We start from the raw sequence: 15621 nt of genomic DNA, 5'->3' as shown, positions 1-15621 counted from the left end.
TGGTCGCCCGCGCGCAGGAGGGTTGACCTCCGCGCCCTCATCTGCCCCCATAACCTGGACCGCATGTCAGCGATCCGTCTCCTGGTGCTGGGTGCCGTCCGCCAGCACGGGCGGGCCCACGGCTACCAGGTGCGCAACGACCTCGAGTACTGGGGCGCGCACGAGTGGTCCAACGCCAAGCCCGGCTCGATCTACCACGCGCTCAAGCAGATGGCGAAACAGGGACTGCTGCTCGCCCACGAGATCGCCCCGTCCACGGCGGGCGGCCCGCCGCGCACCGAGTACGAGATCACGGACCAGGGCACCGAGGAGTACTTCACGCTGCTGCGCCGGTCGCTGACCGCGTACGACCAGAAACCGGACATCCTCTCGGCCGCGCTCGGCTTCATGGTCGACCTCGGCCGTGCGGAGACCCTCGAACTCCTCCAGGAGCGGGTGCGCGCCATCGAGGAGTGGCGCAAGTCCGTCACCGGGTACTACACCCCCGAGGGCGGCCCCGGACAGCTCGGCCACATCGGCGAGATCATGAACTTCTGGGTCCACTCCGCCGACTCCGGCGCGCAGTGGACCCGGGGCCTGATCGAGCGCATCCAGGGCGGCGCGTACACCTTCGCCGGGGAGGGCGAACCCTTCGTCGGCGTCCTGGTCGACGGCGAGGAGAACCCGTACGCCACGGGAACCCCACACCCCGGCGACCGGGAGTAGCCACGCCCTCTGCCGGAGGGACCCTAGTGATGGAAGCCCGTCGCCGCCTCCTTGTCCTGGGTCAGCGGATGCGGCAGCCTGCGCAGTTGGGGCACCAACCGGCTCAGGTCCTCGATGAACTGGTCGGCGAGATCCACCGAGAAGCCGTTGCGGCACACCACACGCAGGACGGACAGGTCCTCCCGGTTGGCCGGGAAGGTGTACGCGGGCACCAGCCAGCCGCTCTCCCGCATACGCCGGGACACGTCGAAGACGTCGTACGAGGTCACATGGGGTGCCGTGGTGAAAGCGAAGACGGGCAACTCGTCGCCCCGGGTGAGGAGTCGGAAGTCTTCCAGCGCCTCGATCCGCGCCGCGAGCCCGCGGGCCAGGTCTCTGGTCGTCTGCTGCACGGTCCGGAAGCCCTCCCGGCCCAGCCGTAGGAACGTGTAGTACTGCGCCACGACCTGCGCGCCCGGACGGGAGAAGTTGAGGGCGAAGGTCGGCATGTTGCCGCCCAAGTAGTTGACTCGGAAGACGAGCTCCTCGGGCAGCTCGGCCTCGGTCCGCCACAGCGCCCAGCCGACGCCCGGGTAGACCAGTCCGTACTTGTGGCCCGAGGTATTGATCGAGGAGACCCGCGGCAACCTGAAGTCCCAGACCAGGTCCGGGTCGAGGAAGGGCGCGATCATCGCGCCGGACGCGCCGTCGACATGGACGGGGATGTCCAGACCCGTACGCTCCTGGAGCTGGTCGAGGGCCGCGCACAGCTCGGCGATCGGCTCGTAGGACCCGTCGAAGGTGGAGCCGAGGATGCCGACGACCCCGATGGTGTTCTCGTCGCACAGCTCGGCCGCCGCCTGTGGATCGAGATGGAACCGGTCGCCCTCCATGGGCACCTGGCGTGCCTCGACCTCCCAGAAGTTGCAGAACTTCTCCCAGCACACCTGGACGTTCACCCCCATCACGAGATTGGGGCGTGCTCCGGGGTAGCGGTCCGCGTTCCGCCGCATCCAGCGCCGCTTCAGCGCCATGCCGGCGAGCATGCACGCCTCGCTCGACCCGGTCGTCGAACAGCCGACGGTGGACGCCGGATCCGGAGCGTTCCACAGGTCCGCGAGCATCGCCACGCAGCGGCGCTCCAGCTCGGCGGTGCGCGGGTACTCGTCCTTGTCGATCATGTTCTTGTCCTGGCACTCGCCCATGAGCAACCCGGCCTGGGGTTCCATCCAGGTGGTGACGAAGGTGGCGAGGTTCAGCCGCGCGTTCCCGTCCAGCATCAGGTCGTCGTGGACGACCTGATACGCGGTGTTGGGTGGCAGCGGCCCGTCCGGAAGCCGGTGCTTGGGCGGGGCCTCGGTCATGCCCCCGACCGGATTCGCCTCCCCGAAGAAGGGGTTGACGGACACCGGTCGCTCGTCGGGCTTCTCGGGACCTTGGTGGAGCGGCATGGGATCTCCCATCGAGTCGGCGGTCGGACGGTCCTACTGGTTGATCGGAGGGTCCTACTGGTTGAGCGGATCGGGGGCCCTACTGGTTCATCGGATCGGGATTCCACTAACTCATCGGATCGGAGGGGCCTGTCGGTTCACCGGATCGAGCTCCCGTCGGCGCGCAGCTGCATCTGCGGGCGTCCGGTGACGATCAGCCAGGCCGGTACCGAGGCCAGCACCAGCAGGGGCAGCACGGCGGGCTGGGCCACCAGGACGGCCGCCGTGAACAGACTGATCCAGCCCTGCCGGGTGACGGCCAGGAGCACACCCAGGACCGCGCACACCACGGCGAGCGTGGGATTCACCTGCGGTACCAACGCGTGCGCGCACAGCCCGAGAGCTACCCCGGCGAACACGGAGGGAAAGATCCGGCCGCCCCGGAAGCCGCACGAGGTGGCGACCACCAGCGCGGCCAGCTTCACCGCGAACATCAGCGCGAACCGTCCCGCCGACCAGCCCTCCGGGTTCGCCGCGAGGGTCTTCACCTCGTCCAGGCCCTTGAAGAGCGTCAGAGGCCCACCCAGCGCCCCCAGCAGCCCCAGGACGAGACCGCCCAGGGGAAGTGCCACCATGGGGTGCCTGAGCCGCGAGAAGGCGTCGTGGACGTAAGGGAGGGCGCACACCGCGGTCATCCCGATCGCCGCGGCCAACGAGGCGACCACCAGGGCGCTCAGCAGGTCGCCCCAGTGGGGGCCCGCGTAGGCGGGCAGCGCGAGGTCGAAGCTCGGGTGCTCCAGCAGCGCCATGGTCAGCGCGCCCGTGCCGCCCGCGAGCAGCGGCGGCAGCAGCCGGTCCCAGAGGGGGCCGGGCCCCGGCTGCCCGGCCAGTACCTCGGAGAAGATCAGCGCGGCGGCCACCGGCGTGCCGAACAGGGCGCCGATCGTGCCCGCGACCGCCAGGCCCACCCACAGCCCCACCGCGGAGCCCGGGATCACGCGGGTGCCGAGCCAGTAGGCGAGGGCCACATTGACGGCCGTGATCGGGTTCTCGGGGCCCAGGCTCACCCCGCCCGCCAGCGTCAGGACGGTGGCGACGAGCAGGCCGGGCAGGACGCGGGGCGGCAGGGGAGCGTCGACCAGGCCCGTGGTCGCCGGATCCGGCCCCGCGTGCCCCGGTACCTTCCACACCACCAGACCCACCGCGATGCCGGTCGCCGTGAGCATCACGACCATCCAGAGCACGGAGTAGCGGCCCACGCCCACTGCGTCAGGAAGGGTCTCCCACAGGACGTCCTCGAACCGGTCGGCGAGCAGGCTGACGCCCAGCAGGACGAGCGCCGAGGCCACACCGACCACCACGGAGGGCACGATCAACGGCAGCAGACGCCGTAAGGGCGTCGCCGTGGACGCATCGGTGCTCACGGCCACACCCTAAGCGGGCAAAAGCCGCACAACATCCCGAAGGGTGCGCTCAGGTGCCTGGGCATTCCGGCTTGCACCTCACGTGGCGTGAGGGCTGATGGTGGGACGCGTACCGAGGAAGGAGCGGAAGTGGGCTACTCAGTGGGCCAGGTCGCCGGTTTCGCCGGGGTCACGGTGCGCACCCTGCACCACTACGACGAGATCGGCCTGCTCGTTCCGAGCGAGCGCAACCACGCGGGGCACCGGCGCTACAGCGACGCCGACCTCGACCGGCTGCAACAGATCCTGTTCTACCGGGAGCTGGGCTTCCCGCTCGACGAGGTCGCGGCCCTGCTCGACGACCCGGAGGCGGACCCGCGCGCGCACCTGCGCCGCCAGCACGAGCTGCTGACCGCCCGGATCGAGAAGCTGCAGAAGATGGCCGCGGCCGTGGAGCACGCCATGGAGGCACGCACGATGGGCATCAACCTCACGCCTGAGGAGAAGTTCGAGGTCTTCGGGGACAAGGATCCCGAGGAGCACGCGGAGGAGGCGGAACGGCGGTGGGGCGGCACGGCGGAGTACGCCGAGTCACAGCGCCGCGCCGCCCGCTACACCAAGGACGACTGGCAGCGCATCCAGGCCGAGGTCGCCTCCTGGGGCGAGCGCTACGGCGCCCTCATGGAAGCGGGTGAGCCCGCGACCGGCGAGCGGGCCATGGACATGGCCGAGGAACACCGGCGGCACATCAGCAAGTGGTTCTACGACTGCTCGTACGAGCTCCACGGCTGCCTCGGCGCGATGTACGTGTCCGACGAACGCTTCAAGGCGTACTACGACTCCATGCGCCCGGGTCTCGCCGAGCACCTCAGGGACGCGATCACGGCGAACGCGGCCCGGCACTCCCAGGAATCCTGACGGCAAGACGGTAAGGGGCACCCGCCCTTGCGGGTGCCCCTTACCGGATTCCGGTTCTGCGGCCGGTCGCGCCCTACTCCTTCGCCAGGACCACCGCCGTGCCGTACGCGCACACCTCCGTGCCCACGTCCGCCGCCTCGGTCACGTCGAACCGCATCATCAGCACGCCGTTCGCCCCGCGCGCGCGTGCCTGCTCGACGAGTCGCTCCATGGCCTCGTTACGGGTCTCCACGAGGGTCTTGGTGAGCCCCTTGAGCTCGCCGCCGATCATCGACTTCAGACCCGCGCCGATCTGGCTGCCCAGATGCCGGGATCGCACGGTGAGGCCGAAGACCTCGCCGATGACCTGCTGGACGCGGTAGCCGGGCGCGTCGTTCGTCGTCACGACCAGGACGTCCGACTGGGGTCCCTGGCCGCCTCCGTATTCACCGATGCCCATGGTCCACAGCTTTGTCCCAGTGGGCGCACAGTGCATCCTGGGGGCACTGGTGGAACCTGGCACGGACACTGTGCGTTGATAGCTTTGGCCGACAGTACTGATGTGCTGTCGTACTGCCGTCCCAGGACCGCCGTACTCTTCCTTCACCCCTCAGGAGCCCGGAACCGTGACGACGCTTGCCCTTGGTCCAAGCTGGCTGGATCCGAACACGCTCCTGGACAACTTCGGCATCTGGGGCCTGCTGCTCATCGTCTTCGCCGAGTCCGGCCTGCTGATCGGCTTCTTCCTGCCGGGTGACTCGCTGCTGTTCACCTGCGGCCTGCTGATCACGTCGAACCAGCTGGACTTCCCGCTGTGGGCGGCCGTCGCCCTGATCTGCGTCGCCGCGGTCCTCGGCGACCAGGCGGGTTACCTGTTCGGCAAGAAGGTCGGCCCCTCGCTCTTCACCCGCCCGGACTCCCGCCTCTTCAAGCAGGAGAACGTGGTCAAGGCCCACGAGTTCTTCGAGAAGTACGGGCCCAAGTCCCTGGTCCTCGCCCGCTTCGTGCCCATCGTGCGCACCTTCACGCCGATCATCGCGGGCGTCAGCGGCATGAAGTACCGCTCCTTCCTCACCTTCAACATCATCGGTGGTGTCCTGTGGGGCGCGGGCGTCACGCTGCTCGGCTCCTGGCTCGGCAAGATCGACTTCGTCAAGAACAACATCGAGGCGATCCTGATCCTGATCGTCCTCGTCTCGGTGGTCCCGATCGCCATCGAGTTCCTGCGGGCGCGCTCCAAGGCCAAGAAGAACCCGCCGGGGCCGCAGGCCCCCCAGGGCCCGGCCGCCCACCAGCAGCAGCCCACGCCCCCCGCCATGGACGACGCGACGCGCCCGCTGCGCATGCACCAGCCGCAGCAGAGCCATGACCCGTACCAGCAGGACCGGCACCAGCAGGACCAGTACGCCCAGGGATACCCGCAGCAGCAGCCCCAGCAGCCGTACGGCAATCAGGACCAGGGTTACTACCAGGGCCAGGGCCAGGGCTACGACCAGAACTACGGTCAGAACTACGACCCGAACTACGACCCGAACTACGACCAGGGCCAAGGCCAGACCTACCCGCCCCAGCAGGGCCACCCGCAGCAGCAGCCTTACGGCAACCAGGACCAGAGCTACCAGCAATACCCGTACGGCAACTGAGCGCCCCGAAAGGGGCGCGGGGCTGTGACATATGCGGCTCCGCCGCGTGGGCGCGACCAGCCACAACGAACCCGCAGTCGCCGTCCTGCGAACAGCACCGAGTTCGTAGGCACCCGGCGCTCAGAACCCCCGCGTCCGCTTCGCGGCCCTGCGCCCTCCGGCGGCGCCCCCCGGCACCCGCAGGAACAGCCGGGAGATCTCCGACCCCAGGTTCACACCGATGGCGATGGCCATGGCGAGCGCCGCGGCCTTGGAGAGCGAAACGAGGCCCTTGTCGACGTTGCTCTGGGCGATCGACAGCAGCCCGAAGTACGTGGCCGACCCTGGGAGCAGGGGCCCTATCGCGGCGGTCGTGTACGGCAGCGCGGACGCGAACCGGTAGCGGGACAGCAGCTGCCCGAAGAGGCCCACCAGGCCCGCGGCGACGGCGGTGGAGGCGACCGGCGAGATACCGCCCGCGTAGTGCATCGCCCCGTACACCGACCAGGCGACGCCTCCGTTGAGGGTCACCGCGAGCACGGTGGATCGTTCCTGCTGGAGCAGGACGGCGAAGGTCAGCGACAGCAGCATGGCGGCGGCGATCTGCACCAGGGGCCGCTCGGAGATGCTGAGCGCCTGGTCCGGATTGAGCGCGGCGCCGAACTTCACACCGAAATAGAGCACGATGAGGACGCCGATGATGATGCCGACGAAGAGGTACATGACCTCCAGGAGGCGCGCGGACGCGGTGATGTAGAAGCCGGTCAGTCCGTCCTGGACGCCCGCGACGAGCGCCCGCCCGGGCAGCAGCGCGAACAGTCCACCGGTGATCACCGCGGACGAGTTCGCGTCGACGTGCGCGAGCTGGAGCGCGACACCTATCGCGGCCGGCGGCATCGCGGCCACCGTGAACTGGTAGAACTCCGGCAGCCCGCGCCCCGCGCAGAGCCAGGCCAGCCGGTCGCCCAGCATCGCGCCGAGCGCCGCGGCGACGAACACGATCGCGTCACCGCCCACGAGTACCGAGGCCGCACCCGCCAGCAGCCCGGTGCAGCCGGTCAGCACCCAGCCGGGATACGGGTGCCGGTTGCGCCGCATCTCCGCGAGGCGCCGGTAGGCCTCCTCCAGGGAGAACGCGGTCTCCGGGTCGCTCAGGTCGTCGACGAGCCGGTAGACGGCCGCGAGCCGCGTGTAGTCGGTGCCCCGGCGGCGTACGGTCCGGGAGGCCGTCACGGGATCGTCCACCAGGGACGGCTGGTGCGAGATCGACAACAAGGTGAAGGTGACGTTCGGCTCGCAGCGGTCCAGGCCGAACGAGCGGCAGACGGCGAACATCGCCGTCTCCACGTCCTCGGCGCCCTCACCGCCCGCGAGCAGCAACTCGCCGATACGCAGCGTCAGGTCGAGCACGCGGGGGACGGCCGGGCCGGCCTCGTCCTCCTTGTGCAGCAGTTCGGGTGCCGGACGCTCGGCCACCGGCATGCGCAGCATCGTGCGCATCCGGTCCTGCCAGGGCACGTCCTTGGTCAGGCTGACCACGGGGATGCCGGTCGCCGGTGTGAAGGCGGGCGGGGCGTGCTTCGCGCTGTACGTGCGCGGGGTGCTGAACGCCGACCCCTCGGACTCGGTGTCGGCCGTCTCGGGCGGCACGAGCCCCTTGGGGACCGCGAACTCCGACGTGGTCCCCGATTCGTCCTCGACCGCCGGTGCCACGCCGTCCGGCTGTGCGAAGGCACTCCTCGCCTCGTCCGACTGCGGTTTGCGGTCCTCCGCCTCCGTCACCCACCACTCCCGCTGTTGCCGACCGTGCACCTCCCGTACGCCCCAGTATGCGCACGGATACGCGAACGGGCCGCGCCACCCCGGGAGGGGTCACGCGGCCCGCGGGGCTCAGGAGGGATCAGTGACCGCCCTGCTCCTTCAAGCGCTTGTAGGAACGCTCGATCTCGGCCTCGGCCTCCGCGCGGCCGACCCAGTTGGCGCCCTCGACGGACTTGCCGGGCTCGAGGTCCTTGTAGACCTCGAAGAAGTGCTGGATCTCCAGGCGGTCGAACTCCGACACGTGGTGGATGTCCCGCAGGTGCTCCACACGCGGGTCGTGCGCCGGGACGCACAGCAGCTTGTCGTCGCCGCCGGCCTCGTCCGTCATACGGAACATGCCGATCGCGCGGCACTGGATGAGGCAGCCCGGGAAGGTCGGCTCGTCCAGGATGACCAGCGCGTCCAGCGGGTCGCCGTCCTCGCCGAGGGTGTTCTCGACGAAGCCGTAGTCGGCCGGGTAGCTGGTCGAGGTGAAGAGTCGACGGTCCAAGCGGATCCGACCGGTCTCGTGGTCCACCTCGTACTTGTTCCGCGAACCCTTCGGAATCTCGATCGTGACGTCGAACTCCACCGGTGGCTCCTCCATGATCAACACATAGTTCTGGTGGTTAAGTGTCCCTCACGCAGGTGTGTGATCGCGAAAGGGGCTGGTGGTCGTGCCAGAGCTGAGGGCTTGGCGGGCCGCGAGACCGCATGTGGTGCGGATCAAGCGGACCGTGCAGCCGCATGTGACGCGGGTCGCGCAGGCCGTGCAGCCGCGTGTGACGAGGGCTGCGCAGTCCGTGCGACCGCATGTGGTGCGGGCTGCTCGAGCCGTGCGGCCGCGTCCCGTGAAGGTCACGACCCCGCGGCTCACAGCCGTCGCCGCCACCGCGGGCCTGGCACTCGCGGCCGGGGCGGTGGCCTTCGCCGGCCCCTGGGACTCCTCCGGTCAGCGTACGGCCGAGCGTGACTGGGCCGCATCGCGAGAAGGGGAGGGTGGCGCAGATCACGGACGTAGTTCCGATACGTCCCCCACGGCGCCGAAGCCCGCGCCCAGCGCCGCCTCCGTGCTGACCGGTCTCGGCGGCTCCACCGTCTCGGTGCCCGCACCCACCCAGAAGGCCCTCACGAGCACCCTCGACCGGCTCCTGGGCGACCCCGCGCTCGGCGGGCGGCGCACGGCCGTGGTCGTCGACGTGGCGACCGGCAAGCGGCTGTACGGCAAGGGCGCCGACGACGCGCAGACCCCGGCCTCCACCACGAAGATCGCCACCGCGGTCGCCGCGCTCTCCGCGGCGGGCGCCGACCACCGCATCGAGACCCGCGCGGTCCTGGAGCCCGGCACCAAGGAGGTCGTGCTCGTCGGCGGCGGCGACCCCACACTGACCGCCCGCAAGGAGGCGGCGGGCTGGGCGAGCCTGCGCACCCTGGCCGACGAGACGGCGACCGCCCTGAAGGCCCGTCATCTGAACCAGGTGACGCTCTCGTACGACACCTCGCTCTACACCGGTCCCGCCCTGCACCCCATCGGCTCCAACCCCAACCTCGCGCCGGTCAGCGCCCTGATGGTCGACGAGGCCCGCACCGACGACTCGGCCAGCGGACCGGTCACCCGCGCCGCGGACCCGGCGGCGGACGCGGCCGTGAGGTTCGCGGGGCTGCTGGAGGCCAAGGGCATCAAGACGACGACCCCCGGCCCCTCCAGGGCGACGAACCGCTCGCAGTCCCTCGCCTCGGTCTCCTCGCCGCCCCTGTCCGCCCTCATCGAGCGGATGCTGACGAACAGCGACAACGACATCGCGGAGGCCATGGCCCGCCAAGTCGCCCTCGCCACCGGCCGGGCGGCCGACTTCGACGGCGGCGCGGCGGCGATCGACGCCGAGCTGAAGAAGCTCGGACTCCCGCTGTCCGGCGCGCACTTCACGGACGGCAGCGGTCTGAACCGGAACGACAGACTGACGGCGGACCTGCTCACGGCCCTCCTGGTCAAGGCCGGTGACCCCGCGCACCCCGAACTCCGGCCCATCCTGACCGGTCTGCCGGTCGCGGGCTTCACGGGCACCCTCAGCGACCGTTACGCCGACGACGCGTCCGGCACCGGCCTCGTACGCGCCAAGACCGGCACGCTGACCGGGGTGAACACCCTGGCGGGCACGGTCGTCGACGCCGACGGTCGCCTGCTGGCCTTCGCCTTCCTGGCCTCCGACACGACCGACCCGTCGGCGGCCCAGTCGGCCCTGGACCGCACGGCCTCGGCACTGGCGGGCTGCGGCTGCCGTTAGGGCCTGCCCGGCCAGGTCCTGGGGTACCACTCGTACCAGGAGCCCCGTGAGCCCCGGAGCACAGGCGCATCCGGTGCCTTACCCCTCACCGCACTTGGACCCGCTCACGTACGGTTGACGCATGACGAGCATCGGTGGTGCCGAGATGGTCGACTGGAATCTCGCGGTGGCGACCGCGACACGGCTTGTGCGGCCTGGCCCCGAGGTGAGCCGCGACGAGGCCCGAGAGGTCGTCGCGGAGCTGCGCCGGCATGCGAAGGCCTCGGAGGAACACGTCCGGGGCTTCACTCGTATGGGCACGGACGACATCCACGACACCCCCATCCTGGTGGTGGACCGCCCGGGCTGGGTCCGGGCGAACGTCGCGGGGTTCCGGGAGCTCCTGAAGCCCCTGTTGGACAAGATGCAGGAACGGCGGGGGACCACCCCGGGCGGGGCCGTCCTCGGCGCCGTCGGCGGCAAGGTCACCGGCGTGGAGCTGGGCATGCTGCTGTCGTTCCTGTCGTCGCGCGTCCTCGGGCAGTACGAGACCTTCGCCCCGGCGACGAGGGAACTCCCGGCGGGTGAGAACGGCGGCGGCAGGCTCCTCCTCGTCGCGCCGAACATCGTGCACGTGGAGCGCGAACTCGACGTGGAGCCCCACGACTTCCGCCTGTGGGTGTGTCTGCACGAGGAGACGCACCGTACGCAGTTCACGGCCGTGCCCTGGCTGCGCGACCACCTGGAGGGCGAAATCCAGTCTTTCTTGGGCGAGACCGAGGTCGACCCCATGACGGTCCTGGAGCGCATCAGGGAGGCGGCCCAGTCGCTCGCGGGCGGCCGTCCCGAGGGCGAGGAGGACGACGGGGGCCGGTCCCTGGTCGAGATCGTGCAGACGCCGGCCCAGCGGGAGATCCTCGGCCGCCTCACCGCCGTGATGTCCCTCCTGGAGGGCCACGCGGACTTCGTGATGGACGGCGTGGGACCCGATGTGGTCCCGTCCGTGGGCGAGATCCGCGAGAAGTTCCAGCAGCGCCGGGCCAAGGGGGCCTCGCGGCTCGACCTCGCCCTGCGCAAGCTGCTCGGTTTGGATGCCAAACTGAGGCAGTACAGGGACGGTGAGCGGTTCGTGCGCGCGGTCGTCGACCAGGTGGGCATGGACGGCTTCAACCGTGTGTGGACTTCCCCGAACACCCTCCCGACCAAGACGGAGATCGCCAAACCGGCGGACTGGGTCGCACGGGTGCACCGCAAGGCGGAGTCGTGAAGCCTACGGCAAGGTCGTGAAACGAATTCGGCCGACGGCAGGTGAACGCCCCTCCAATCACCCGTCCGAGGGACCGTGAGCCAACCGTAGGCGTGCAATGCTCGGGGAACGGCCCGTTTCTGTCACCATCTACACACTCTGCGTGACCAGACTCGGGCTCACCCCCCGAAAACTTCATGAAGGGAACCGGACATGGGTCCCCATCCTGCGGTCGCGGCGATACGCCTGGCGGTCCGCCGCGTACTCCACGACGTCCTCACCGACCACACCCGTCCTCCAGGCGAGTCCTCCCCGCTCGTCCTCGTCGCCTGCTCCGGCGGCGCCGACTCCATGGCGCTCGCCTCGGCTCTCGCCTTCGAAGCCCCCAAACTCGGCATCCGCGCCGGTGGCATCACCGTGGACCACGGTCTGCAGCCCGGCTCCGATCTGCGTGCCGACGACGTCGTCTCCCGCCTCGTCGAGCTCGGCATGACCCCCGTCGAGTCCCTCGCCGTCACCGTGGGCCGCGACGGCGGCCCCGAGGCCGCCGCCCGCGACGCCCGGTACGCCGCCCTGGACGCCGCCGCCGAGCGCCACGGCGCCTCCGCCGTCCTGCTCGGCCACACCCGTGACGACCAGGCCGAGACGGTTCTGCTGGGCCTCGCCCGCGGCTCCGGCATCCGCTCCCTGTCCGGCATGGCCGCGGTCTCGGGGGCCGGCGGCCGTTACCGCCGACCGTTCCTGCACCTGGACCGGCAGACCGCCCGCAAGGCCTGCATGGTCCAGTCGCTGCCCGTCTGGGACGACCCGCACAACGCCGACCCGGCCTACACCCGCTCCCGGCTGCGCCACGAGGGCCTGCCCGCCCTGGAGAAGGCGCTCGGCAAGGGAGTCGTCGAGGCCCTCGCCAGGACGGCACAGCTGTCCCGTGACGACGCCGACGCCCTCGACTCCTGGGCCCGCCAGGCCGAGACCTCCGTACGCGACACGGCGGGCCTCCTGGAGTGCGCGAAGCTCTACGCCCTGCCGCCCGCCGTACGCCGCCGCATCCTGCGCCGCGCCGCCATCGAGGCGGGCGCCCCGGCCGGTTCGCTGTTCGCCCGCCACATCGAAGAAGTCGACCGGCTGATCACCGGCTGGCGCGGTCAGGGCGCCATCAATCTCCCCGGCAAAGTCGTCGCTCAGCGACAGGGTGGCAGACTGGTGATTCGGCAAGGCTGAAACCGGACCCTCCATCGGGACCGCTCACGCGGCTCTCCGGGACCCCTGACTCGGGTCACGGGCGGTCCGGGCGGCCGAGCGAGTGAGCCGAAGGGGAGCGACATCGGCGCCCCGTAGGCGAACGAGCCCGGGAAGAGTGGGACGGACGACCGAAAGTGATGCGGGTGGACTCGAAAGACATGGGCACCGACCTCAAGTCGGTGCTCATCACCAAGGAAGAGATCGACGCCAAGCTGGCTGAGCTGGCTGCGAAGATCGATGCGGAGTACGTGGGCAAGGACTTGCTGATCGTCGGTGTCCTCAAGGGCGCCGTCATGGTCATGGCGGACCTCGCGCGTGCGCTGTCCACCCCCGTCACCATGGACTGGATGGCGGTGTCGTCGTACGGCGCGGGCACCCAGTCCTCGGGTGTGGTGCGGATCCTCAAGGACCTCGACACCGACATCAAGGGCAAGCACGTCCTGATCGTCGAGGACATCATCGACTCCGGGCTGACCCTGTCCTGGCTGATCTCCAACCTCGGCTCCCGCGAGCCGGCCTCCCTCAAGGTGTGCACGCTGCTGCGCAAGCCGGAGGCGGCCAAGGTCGCGATCGACGTGGAGTGGGTCGGCTTCGACATCCCGAACGAGTTCGTGATCGGCTACGGCCTCGACTACGCGGAGAAGTACCGCAACCTCCCGTTCGTCGGTACGCTCGCGCCTCACGTCTACGGCGGCTGAACCTCCGGGTCCCAGTCCTCGTAAGACGATCGGGAACCCCAGCGGGTTTCGCGCCGTTGGAGCATGCGTGGGAGGGATTCCCAGTCGTCCCCTGCAGCTTCGGGTGACAATGCTGGGGTACCGTCCGAAGAACAGTCTTTATAAGTCTTTATCAAACTCACTATGGCAGGAGGGACGGGGCGACACCGCTCCGTATGGATGGACGTGAAGCGATACTTCCGTGGGCCGGTCATGTGGATCGTGCTGGCCGTCCTTGCCGTGGTCGTGTTGATGCAGGTCGTCGGCTCGTCCGGCGGCTACAAGACAGTGGACACCGGCCAGGTCGTCCAGGCGATCAATGACAACAAGGTCCAAGAGGCCAAGCTGACCACCGGTGACGAGCAAGTCATCAAGGTGCAGCTCAAGGATGGCCAGAAGGTCTCCGGCAGCTCCAAGATCCAGGCGAGCTACATCGGTGACCAGGGCGTCAACCTCGCCAACACACTCCAGGACAAGTTCCAGAACAAGCAGATTCCGGACGGCTACACGGTCTCGCCGTCCAAGCAGAACCCGTTCCTCGGCATCCTGCTGTCTCTGCTTCCCTTCGTCCTCATCGTCGTCGTCTTCCTGTTCCTGATGAACCAGATGCAGGGCGGCGGCTCCCGGGTCATGAACTTCGGGAAGTCCAAGGCGAAGCTCATCACCAAGGACACCCCGAAGACGACGTTCTCGGACGTCGCGGGCTCGGACGAGGCGGTCGAGGAGCTCCAGGAGATCAAGGAGTTCCTCCAGGAGCCGGCGAAGTTCCAGGCCGTCGGGGCGAAGATCCCCAAGGGTGTGCTCCTGTACGGGCCTCCTGGAACCGGTAAGACGCTGCTCGCACGCGCTGTCGCGGGCGAGGCGGGCGTCCCCTTCTACTCGATCTCGGGTTCCGACTTCGTCGAGATGTTCGTCGGTGTCGGTGCCTCCCGAGTCCGTGACCTGTTCGAGCAGGCCAAGGCGAACGCTCCGGCGATCGTCTTCGTCGACGAGATCGACGCGGTCGGCCGCCATCGCGGCGCCGGCCTCGGCGGTGGTCACGACGAGCGCGAGCAGACGCTGAACCAGCTGCTCGTCGAGATGGACGGCTTCGACGTGAAGGGCGGTGTGATCCTCATCGCCGCCACGAACCGGCCGGACATCCTCGACCCGGCGCTGCTGCGTCCCGGCCGCTTCGACCGTCAGATCGCGGTCGACCGCCCGGACATGCAGGGCCGTCTGGAGATCCTCAAGGTTCACCAGAAGGGCAAGCCGGTCGCGCAGGACGTCGACCTCTCGGCCGTCGCCCGTCGCACCCCCGGCTTCACGGGTGCCGATCTCGCCAACGTGCTGAACGAGGCCGCGCTTCTGACAGCCCGCAGCGACATGAAGCTGATCGACAACTCCATGCTGGACGAGGCGATCGACCGCGTGGTCGCGGGCCCGCAGAAGCGGACCCGGATCATGTCGGACAAGGAGAAGAAGATCACCGCGTACCACGAGGGCGGCCACGCCCTGGTCGCGGCGGCGTCTCCGAACTCCGACCCGGTCCACAAGATCACGATCCTGTCGCGTGGCCGTGCCCTCGGTTACACGATGGTCCTGCCGGACGAGGACAAGTACTCCACGACGCGCAACGAGATGCTGGACCAGCTGGCCTACATGCTGGGTGGCCGCGCGGCCGAGGAGCTCGTCTTCCACGACCCGACCACGGGCGCTGCGAACGACATCGAGAAGGCCACCGCAACGGCCCGCGCGATGGTCACGCAGTACGGCATGACCGAGCGGCTGGGCGCGATCAAGTTCGGCGGCGACAACACCGAGCCCTTCCTGGGCCGGGAGATGTCGCACCCGCGTGACTACTCGGAAGAGGTCGCCGCGCTCGTCGACGAAGAGGTCAAGAAGCTCATCGAGAACGCGCACAACGAGGCCTGGGAGATCCTGGTCGAGAACCGTGACGTCCTCGACGCGCTGGTGCTCCAGCTGCTGGAGAAGGAGACGCTGAGCAAGGAGCAGATCGCCGAGGTCTTCGCTCCGATCCACAAGCGCCCGGCCCGCCCCGCGTGGACCGGCTCCTCCCGGCGCACCCCGTCCACCCGCCCGCCGGTGCTCTCCCCCAAGGAGCTGTCGCTGACGAACGGGGCGAACGGATCGACGCCGGCCATCGCCAATGTGACGGAGTCCGTCCCGGCGAAGGAAGTGGCTCCGGAGGACCGCTCCGAGAGCTGATCCGGCTCCCGGTGTGGCCCCACCAGGCCCGGAATGGATGCCGCGCCCCCCAGGTTCTAGCCTGGGGGGCGCGGCATTTTGGCACGACCGCACGTTTTGGACGCGTCGA

The 15621-nt window shown here is 69.5% G+C and carries 13 protein-coding genes; 8 read left to right on the top strand and 5 right to left on the bottom strand.

Annotated features, from left to right (window positions below):
• Positions 1-63: 63 nt before the first annotated feature.
• Positions 64-705, top strand: coding sequence for a PadR family transcriptional regulator (locus tag ACZ7M3_RS42115; protein ID WP_472070838.1), 642 nt, complete (start codon positions 64-66; stop codon positions 703-705).
• Positions 706-728: 23 nt separating this feature from the next.
• On the opposite strand, the gene ACZ7M3_RS42110 is transcribed toward ACZ7M3_RS42115, so the two are convergent.
• Positions 729-2135, bottom strand: a complete 1407-nt coding sequence (locus ACZ7M3_RS42110; protein ID WP_472070836.1) for a glutamate decarboxylase — start codon at positions 2133-2135, stop codon at positions 729-731.
• Between the two features lie 137 nt (positions 2136-2272).
• On the bottom strand, positions 2273-3538 hold the full coding sequence (locus tag ACZ7M3_RS42105; protein WP_472070834.1) for an ion channel protein: 1266 nt from the start codon (positions 3536-3538) through the stop codon (positions 2273-2275).
• Between the two features lie 129 nt (positions 3539-3667).
• On the opposite strand from ACZ7M3_RS42105, the gene ACZ7M3_RS42100 reads away from it, so the two are divergent.
• Positions 3668-4435: a MerR family transcriptional regulator gene (locus ACZ7M3_RS42100; protein ID WP_472070832.1), complete on the top strand. Its 768-nt coding sequence runs from the start codon at positions 3668-3670 to the stop codon at positions 4433-4435.
• Positions 4436-4508: 73 nt separating this feature from the next.
• Here ACZ7M3_RS42100 and ACZ7M3_RS42095 read toward each other — a convergent pair whose 3' ends face one another.
• Positions 4509-4874: a YbjQ family protein gene (locus ACZ7M3_RS42095; RefSeq protein ID WP_452974045.1), complete on the bottom strand. Its 366-nt coding sequence runs from the start codon at positions 4872-4874 to the stop codon at positions 4509-4511.
• A gap of 166 nt (positions 4875-5040) precedes the next feature.
• On the opposite strand from ACZ7M3_RS42095, the gene ACZ7M3_RS42090 reads away from it, so the two are divergent.
• A complete protein-coding gene (locus tag ACZ7M3_RS42090; RefSeq protein ID WP_472070830.1) occupies positions 5041-6057 on the top strand; it encodes a DedA family protein in 1017 nt (338 codons plus the stop codon).
• Positions 6058-6177: 120 nt separating this feature from the next.
• Here the strand turns inward: ACZ7M3_RS42090 and ACZ7M3_RS42085 are convergent, their stop codons facing one another.
• Both ACZ7M3_RS42085 and ACZ7M3_RS42080 read right to left on the bottom strand, forming a co-directional pair.
• Positions 6178-7818: a threonine/serine exporter family protein gene (locus ACZ7M3_RS42085; protein WP_472070828.1), complete on the bottom strand. Its 1641-nt coding sequence runs from the start codon at positions 7816-7818 to the stop codon at positions 6178-6180.
• Between the two features lie 118 nt (positions 7819-7936).
• Positions 7937-8428: an inorganic diphosphatase gene (locus tag ACZ7M3_RS42080; RefSeq protein ID WP_054237475.1), complete on the bottom strand. Its 492-nt coding sequence runs from the start codon at positions 8426-8428 to the stop codon at positions 7937-7939.
• 79 nt (positions 8429-8507) lie between these two features.
• Here ACZ7M3_RS42080 and dacB point away from each other — a divergent pair, with 79 nt between their 5' ends.
• The 5 genes from dacB to ftsH all read left to right on the top strand — a co-directional run bounded on the left by dacB (position 8508) and on the right by ftsH (position 15512).
• The gene (gene dacB / locus ACZ7M3_RS42075) at positions 8508-10121 is read left to right on the top strand and encodes a D-alanyl-D-alanine carboxypeptidase/D-alanyl-D-alanine endopeptidase (protein ID WP_472070826.1); all 1614 of its coding nucleotides are present in this window, start codon (positions 8508-8510) and stop codon (positions 10119-10121) included.
• 121 nt (positions 10122-10242) lie between these two features.
• Positions 10243-11367, top strand: coding sequence for a zinc-dependent metalloprotease (locus ACZ7M3_RS42070; protein ID WP_472070824.1), 1125 nt, complete (start codon positions 10243-10245; stop codon positions 11365-11367).
• Between the two features lie 192 nt (positions 11368-11559).
• Positions 11560-12567, top strand: coding sequence for a tRNA lysidine(34) synthetase TilS (gene tilS / locus ACZ7M3_RS42065; protein WP_388305054.1), 1008 nt, complete (start codon positions 11560-11562; stop codon positions 12565-12567).
• A 158-nt stretch (positions 12568-12725) separates the two neighbouring features.
• On the top strand, positions 12726-13286 hold the full coding sequence (gene hpt / locus ACZ7M3_RS42060) for a hypoxanthine phosphoribosyltransferase (protein ID WP_472070822.1): 561 nt from the start codon (positions 12726-12728) through the stop codon (positions 13284-13286).
• A gap of 198 nt (positions 13287-13484) precedes the next feature.
• Positions 13485-15512 carry an ATP-dependent zinc metalloprotease FtsH gene (gene ftsH / locus ACZ7M3_RS42055; protein ID WP_393023593.1) on the top strand — a complete coding sequence of 676 codons (2028 nt, stop codon included), beginning with the start codon at positions 13485-13487 and terminating at the stop codon, positions 15510-15512.
• The last annotated feature ends 109 nt before the right edge of the window (positions 15513-15621 follow it).

This window comes from Streptomyces sp. NPDC111656, from assembly GCF_055656965.1.
This window is presented reverse-complemented; position numbering and strand designations above follow the sequence as displayed.

Coding starts and splice junctions, on each gene's coding strand:
- ACZ7M3_RS42115 (WP_472070838.1), top strand. CDS start 64: ATGTCAGCGATCCGTCTCCTGGTGCTGGGTGCCGTCCGCCAGCACGGG.
- ACZ7M3_RS42110 (WP_472070836.1), bottom strand. CDS start 2,135: ATGCCGCTCCACCAAGGTCCCGAGAAGCCCGACGAGCGACCGGTGTCC.
- ACZ7M3_RS42095 (WP_452974045.1), bottom strand. CDS start 4,874: ATGGGCATCGGTGAATACGGAGGCGGCCAGGGACCCCAGTCGGACGTC.
- ACZ7M3_RS42070 (WP_472070824.1), top strand. CDS start 10,243: ATGACGAGCATCGGTGGTGCCGAGATGGTCGACTGGAATCTCGCGGTG.
- tilS (WP_388305054.1), top strand. CDS start 11,560: ATGGGTCCCCATCCTGCGGTCGCGGCGATACGCCTGGCGGTCCGCCGC.
- hpt (WP_472070822.1), top strand. CDS start 12,726: ATGCGGGTGGACTCGAAAGACATGGGCACCGACCTCAAGTCGGTGCTC.
- ftsH (WP_393023593.1), top strand. CDS start 13,485: ATGGACGTGAAGCGATACTTCCGTGGGCCGGTCATGTGGATCGTGCTG.